The following is a 3,570-nucleotide window of genomic DNA, read 5'->3' as shown; positions in this document are numbered from 1 at the left end:
GGATCATATCCTGCCATTGCCATAAATATAAGTCCCAGTTTATCTGCCTCTTTTTCATGATCTCTGCTGTATTTCAGAGTCACCAGTTCACTGCTGACACCGTATGCCTGAAAAAATATATTTGTAGCAAGAGTCGGGTTTTGATTAAAAAGTGTGGACAAAGTCGCTGCACCATAGCCTTTTATCAGCTCCTGGCTCATTCTCTCTCGTCCGTGATCTGCCACTGCATGAGCTATCTCATGGCCCATTATTACAGCAAGGCTGTTCTCATCTTTGGCATACTTCAGTATCCCTGTATACACTGCTACCTTTCCACCTGGCATACACCATGCATTGACATCTTCAGATTCTATGAGGTTAAATTCCCAGTTATAGTCATCTGCCATTCCTGCATATGCAGGGTCACTTCTCAAAAATGAATCCACTGCCACTGCTATCTTATTTCCTACCTTTTTTACTCTTTGAGAATCCTGATTATTCACGATCTTACTTTCTTTTTTTACCTCTTCATACTGCAGCCCGCTTTGCTGAAGAACTTCATATTTAGGAACGATTAAAATCTGAGTTCTTCCGGTTATCGGTGCTTTACTGCATGCAAGCATAGATAGGAGTATCAATGATAAAGCTAATTTTTTCATAAAAATCATCTCCTTAATTTTCTTTGACTATTATTCCCCTATACCTTTTAGTATTCCGCACTCAAAATCCTTTATATTCTTTTTAACTCCTTCTAGAAGCCTTGTTCTGCTTTCAAAAGTTGACCAGGCTATGTGAGGAGTTACCAAGACATTGTCCAGAGAAAAAAGCGGACTTCCGCCCTTTGGCGGCTCCTTCTCCAATACATCTAGTGCCGCTCCTCCTATTTTCTCTTTTTCCAGGGCATCAGCCAGGGCTTTTTCGTCTATTATACCACCTCGGGCAGGGTTCACTATTATCGCCGTCTTTTTCATCATATCAATTTCTTCATGAGAAATCAAGTTTCTGGTTTCATCTGAAAGAGGACAGTGTATACATAAGACATCTGCTTTCTTTAGTACCTCGTGAAAGTCCAGTCTGCCCGGGTCATCATATGTGGCACCAGGTCTCTTAGCCACGATCAGTTTCATCCCCAGAGCCTGTGCCATTTCCCCTACACGCTTTCCTATAGCCCCATACCCCACTATCCCAAGGGTCTTTCCGTTCATCTCCATCACAGGATATTTCAGTAAGGTAAAGGTACTAGACTTCTCCCATTCTCCTGCCTTTACAGCCTTGTCATATCTGTTTAGGTTCATCATCAGACTCATCATACATGCTATTGTATACTGGGCCACTGATTCTGTGGAATAGTCGCTCACATTGGCTACCTTTATTCCCCTTTTATTTGCTTCTTTTATATCTACATTGTTGTAACCTGTTGCAGTCAGTGCAATAAGCTTCAGATTTTTCCCAGAATCCATCTCTTCTTTTCCGAGGTATACCTTGTTTGCCACTATCACCTCTGCATCCTTTATTCTCTCTGCCACCTCATGAGGTGCAGTCATCTCATATGTGACAAATTCCCCTTCGTTGCCTATGATTGAAAGATCCATATCTCCCAGTGTTATTGAATCCAAAAGAACTATTTTCATTTTCATACCTCCCCATAGATTTAATATAAAAAAGAGGGGGTTTTTCCCCTCTTTAGCCTCTTTTTAAAAATTCTATCTCAAAGCACAGTTTTGTAAGAAATAAAGTTATGTAAAATGGATTTTCCACAGCAGGCAGATTCAGTGAGCAGTAGATTATACTCTCCAAAGTATTCAGATCTTTCTCCTCTGCATTTTCACATATGGTGAAAAGAATTCGGTTTATATCTACCATGACATTTTCTTTATTAAAGACATCATTGACACCTTTTTCGATTATGTCTGACATATCAAAATCTTCCCCGTATTTTTCCATTCTTTCCAGTGCTTCTTCAGCATATTTTTTTGTGTATTCTTTAGAAGTTGTAAAATTAAAGAATCTTAGATTCCTTCCTATAAATTCTTTTATTTCTATTATTGTGGATTCTACCTCATCCAGTGACACAAATTCCAAGAGTTTCTCATGTGTCCTCTCAAAGTGCAGATCGATTCTCGTATCACTTTCTTCCAGGATATCCACCAGGCCGTCCTTTTGAAGCTTGGCTATGAACGTGGATATTATCTGACGATCCATTTGCATCTTTTGCTGGAGATCATCTATTGAAACGACATAGTCTATTGATTCATTTTTAATGTTGGGAGAAATCAGGCTTTTCAGTAGATTGAAAAAAGCTAATTCTCTCGATTTTAATCTATCCATATTCCCGCCACCTTTAATAATTAATTTTTTTTAATAAAACATTCATACTGTACACTAATAATACCACCGTACCAAAAAAAATGCCAATATTTTTACCGTAAAAAATATACATGACAGCATGAAACCCTAAGTATGTAAGGGTTTACACTATAGAAATTTTTTACAAATGTTTTTGTAAAGTGAATTTTTTTTTGTTTCCATTAAAAAATATTAATCTTATCAAAATTATACTTTTAAATTTTTCTTAAATTCACCTTATAAACTTTCAAAAATCAGCAATAAACATCTATACAAAAGATAATTTTATATCCTTCTCAATTTTCATAAAACTATATGATTTTCAAAACTTCATGACAGTGTTTTGACTTATAAAATTACAATTTAGTTGTAAATAAATATCTTTTTTTTAAAAAAATTGCTTATATTTATTTATTCATTTATAATTAATTGATCACACTAAAAGGGAGGTTATATATGAAATTTTTGGGAGTTATCCCTGCTAGATATGCATCTACGAGGCTTGAAGGAAAGCCTCTTATCACTATAGAGGGACATCCGATGATAGAATGGGTATACAAGAGGGCGGCTGCATCCTCTTTAGATAAAGTTGTAGTAGCTACAGACGACCAGAGGATTTTCGATACAGTAGTGGCTTTTGGCGGGGAGGCTGTGATGACAAGTCCTCACCACACAAACGGTACCAGCAGAATAGCTGAGGTGGCGGCAGAGTATCAGGACTATGAGGTCATTATCAATGTACAGGGTGACGAACCCCTTATAGAGGGTGCCATGATAGACGCCCTTATAGAGCCTTTCAGAAAAACCAGTGATCTTGTTATGGCCACTTTAAAGCATAAGATCGACACCTATGAGGAAGTAGAAAATCCAAATAATGTAAAAGTTATAACTGACAGGGAAGACTATGCCATCTATTTTTCCAGAAGTCCCATTCCCTATCCTAGGACTTTGAATATGAAAAACTATTACAAGCATGTGGGAATATACGGCTATAAAAGAGATTTTGTGATCGAATATTCCAAAATGAATCCTACAGATTTGGAAATCTCAGAATCTTTAGAACAGCTCAGAGTCTTAGAAAACGGGTATAAAATTAAAGTTTTAGACACTCCTTATAAAGTTGTAGGAGTAGACACATCAGAAGATCTTGCAAAAGTAGCAAAAATTATTAGAGAAAAAAACATACAAATTTAATAATCCGGCTCTTCAGCCGGATTTTTTAATTTCAGTCTCTGGAAGGTTTGG

Annotated in this window: 4 protein-coding genes; 1 reads left to right on the top strand and 3 read right to left on the bottom strand. The window is 36.9% G+C overall.

Going from position 1 to position 3,570, the window contains the following annotated elements; all coding sequences use genetic code 11:
* From ABZA26_RS10415 to ABZA26_RS10405, 3 genes are all read right to left on the bottom strand, one after another.
* Positions 1-638 (bottom strand): M48 family metallopeptidase (locus ABZA26_RS10415; RefSeq protein WP_372714462.1); only part of this gene is annotated, 638 nt, incomplete at its 3' end.
* Positions 639-668: 30 nt separating this feature from the next.
* Positions 669-1,610 (bottom strand): D-2-hydroxyacid dehydrogenase, encoded by a 942-nt coding sequence (locus tag ABZA26_RS10410; RefSeq protein ID WP_372714461.1) that lies wholly within the window; start codon positions 1,608-1,610, stop codon positions 669-671.
* A gap of 52 nt (positions 1,611-1,662) precedes the next feature.
* Positions 1,663-2,307 carry a hypothetical protein gene (locus ABZA26_RS10405; protein WP_372714460.1) on the bottom strand — a complete coding sequence of 215 codons (645 nt, stop codon included), beginning with the start codon at positions 2,305-2,307 and terminating at the stop codon, positions 1,663-1,665.
* A gap of 474 nt (positions 2,308-2,781) precedes the next feature.
* Between ABZA26_RS10405 and kdsB the strand changes: the two genes are divergently transcribed.
* Positions 2,782-3,519: a 3-deoxy-manno-octulosonate cytidylyltransferase gene (gene kdsB / locus ABZA26_RS10400; protein ID WP_372714459.1), complete on the top strand. Its 738-nt coding sequence runs from the start codon at positions 2,782-2,784 to the stop codon at positions 3,517-3,519.
* Positions 3,520-3,570 lie beyond the last annotated feature (51 nt).

It is taken from the genome of Ilyobacter sp. (genome assembly GCF_041583315.1).
In the GTDB taxonomy this organism is placed as follows: Bacteria; Fusobacteriota; Fusobacteriia; order Fusobacteriales; family Fusobacteriaceae; genus Ilyobacter.
This window is presented reverse-complemented; position numbering and strand designations above follow the sequence as displayed.

Bases quoted from the DNA above. Each gene is read 5' to 3' on its own strand.
- ABZA26_RS10410 (WP_372714461.1), bottom strand. From the start codon at position 1,610: ATGAAAATAGTTCTTTTGGATTCAATAACACTGGGAGATATGGATCTT.
- ABZA26_RS10405 (WP_372714460.1), bottom strand. From the start codon at position 2,307: ATGGATAGATTAAAATCGAGAGAATTAGCTTTTTTCAATCTACTGAAA.
- kdsB (WP_372714459.1), top strand. From the start codon at position 2,782: ATGAAATTTTTGGGAGTTATCCCTGCTAGATATGCATCTACGAGGCTT.